A 1,503-nucleotide genomic window follows, 5' to 3' on the forward strand; every position below is an offset into this window, starting at 1 on the left:
GTGAAAGACATCCCAGGAGCTGAAATGTCAAGCCGCAACGTTCTCGGCGTGATGCGACCAGGCGGTCGTCTCGTCGTAGAGGGTGCCGGTTTTGAGGCAGCCGTGCAGGATGCCCACCAGCCGGTTCGCCAACTGACGCAGGGCGGCGTTGTGCCCGGCCCCGCGGGCGCGCTGCCGGTCGTAGTAGGCCCGTGCTCCGGGCGAGGCTTTCAGCGCGGCGAACGCCTGGGTCATCAGCGCGTCGATCAGCCGGTCGTTATGCACGAACCGGGCCAGAGCGACCTTCTTCCTGCCCGACGCGCGGGTGATCGGGGACGTTCCGGCGTAGTTCTTGCGGGCCTTGGCGCTGATGTAACGGGCGGAGTCGTCGCCGAACTCTGCGAGCACCCGGGCGCCGAGCACCGGCCCCAGACCAGGCTGGGACAGGATGATCTCAGCGGCCGGGTGCTGCCCAAAATGGGTCTCCACCTGCCTTTGCAAGGCCTTCACCTGAGTGTTCAGCACGGTCAGGACCGCGATCAACGCCTGGACCGAGGCGGCATAGGCGCTGGTCAGGATCTCGGGCTGGCCCAGGTGCTCGGCCCGCAGCGCGGCCTGGACGGCCACCGCTTTCTCGGCCACATTCTTGCGGCGTGCGCGTTTCAATGCGCCGCTGATCTGTGCGGTCGTGAGCCGGGCGGCCTGAGCCGGAGTGGGCGCTTTGGCCAGCAGTTCGAGGGTGTCGGCGGCGTCCAGGTCCTCGAAGGCGATCAGCGCGGCCGGGAAGTAGTCGCGCAGCGCGTGCCGCAGCCGCTGGGTGTGGCGGGTGCGTTCCCAGATCAGCGTCTTGTGGGTACGGGCCACGACCTTGACCGCCTCGGCCTCGGTGCTGTCCCCGGCGACCGGGCGCAGCTCGTGGGCGTGGGTGCGGACCATGTCCGCCAGCACGTGCGCGTCACCAGCATCGCTCTTGGCACCCGAGACCCCCAGCCGGTCCCGGAACCTGGCCGCCTGCAACGGGTTAACCGCCAGCACCGTGTACCCAGCGGCGACCAGGGCCGCCACCCACGGACCCCGGTCGGTCTCGATCCCGACCAGCACCTCCACGTCCTCGTCGTCGGCCTCGCCGAGCTGCTCGCCGAGCATCGCGTGCAACCGGGCCATCCCCGCCACGCCCTCGGGCAGGCGAGCCTTGGCCAGCCGACGTCCGGCCATGTCCATCAGCTCGATGTCGTGATGGTCCTCGGCCCAGTCATCTCCCACGAACAGTCGCAACGGTCCTCCCGCTCTCGATGCCGATCACCCTGTGCAGCCAGCGGGAGAACCATCAGCGACCTAATCAAGCAGTGCTTCCCGCAACCCTCACGCGGGGCACGACATCCCAGCAGCGATCAACTCTCCCGGCCTACCGGCAGGGGCACTGTCTTTCACCAGGACTCGAAATCCAGGAACCGAGAGTGCTCACCTGCCGGCCGGCTACCAGCAGGAGTGTGCCGGATAGCTCACTCCCAGAACTGATTAGGA

Annotated in this window: 1 protein-coding gene; it reads right to left on the reverse strand. The window is 68.1% G+C overall.

Annotation, left to right across the window (positions count from 1 at the left end; translation table 11 throughout):
* Positions 1 to 27: 27 nt before the first annotated feature.
* Entirely contained in the window at positions 28 to 1,254 is a 1,227-nt protein-coding gene (locus BM199_RS33105; protein ID WP_091680115.1) for an IS110 family RNA-guided transposase, read from the reverse strand.
* Positions 1,255 to 1,503: the final 249 nt, after the last annotated feature.

The sequence above is a fragment of the Amycolatopsis marina genome (genome assembly GCF_900111885.1).
Lineage (GTDB): Bacteria > Actinomycetota > Actinomycetes > Mycobacteriales > Pseudonocardiaceae > Amycolatopsis > Amycolatopsis marina.